1 protein-coding gene is annotated in these 946 nt (G+C 70.9%); it reads right to left on the bottom strand.

Going from position 1 to position 946, the window contains the following annotated elements; genetic code table 11:
* Positions 1–946 (bottom strand): thioredoxin domain-containing protein (locus G7A99_RS21445; protein ID WP_163143947.1); only part of this gene is annotated, 946 nt, incomplete at both ends.

Here is a 946-nt window from a genome sequence, read left to right on the forward strand (position 1 = left end):
CGGCGCGCACCGCCTGCAACCGCTCCCGGGCCTGGGCCCATCGCGACACGATCTGTTCGCGCGAGGCGCCCATGACCGGCGCGAGCTCCGAGAAGGTGGCATGGACGTGGAGGTGCCAGCGGCCATGGAAGTTCGCGCGCTCGTTGAGCCCGAAACGGTGGATCGTCAGTGTGGCGTCCTCGGCGGGCAGCGCCTCGCGCACCGTCTCCGGCGTCCAAAGATAGTAGGCGCCCTCACCCTCGGGCGTGTCCGCGTCCAGGGCGCTGGCGAAGCCGCCGTCCCCGCACTGCATCTCGCGCATCAGCCAGTCCACGGTCTCCCCGATCACGCGGGCGAACAGGCCGTCGCCGGTGATCCGCCAGGCGTCGGCGTACAGGCCGACCAGCAGGGCGTTATCGTAGAGCATCTTCTCGAAGTGCGGGATCATCCAGTAACGGTCGACCGAGTAGCGCGCGAAACCGCCGCCGACCTGGTCGAAGATCCCGCCGAGTCCCATGCGCTGCAGCGTCTGGCAGACCATGTGGAGGGCGTCGCGGTCGTCACGCCGGGCGTAGTGGCCGAGTAGATGACCGAGGGCGGCGGGCTGCGGAAACTTGGGTGCCTCCCCGAAGCCGCCGAAGGTCGGATCGAAGGCCTCGCCGAGGCTGTCACGGGCCCGGCCGGCGGCCTCGTCCGCTGCGCAGCGCTCGCCCTCGGGGGGCTGCTGGAGTGCCTTCAGCGCCTCGATCATACGCGTGTTCTGGCCGTCGATGGCGTCGCGCTGCTCCTGCCAGGCCTGGCTGACCCGGGCCAGGATGTCGCCGAAGCCCGGCAGGCCGTGCCGGGCGTCCGGGGGGAAGTAGGTGCCCGCGAAGAAGGGGACCTGCTCCGGCGTGAGGAACACCGTGAGTGGCCAGCCGCCGCCGCGGCCGTTCAGGAGCTGGTGGGCCGTCTGGTAGATGCGGTC

Source organism: Arhodomonas sp. KWT, assembly GCF_010993615.1.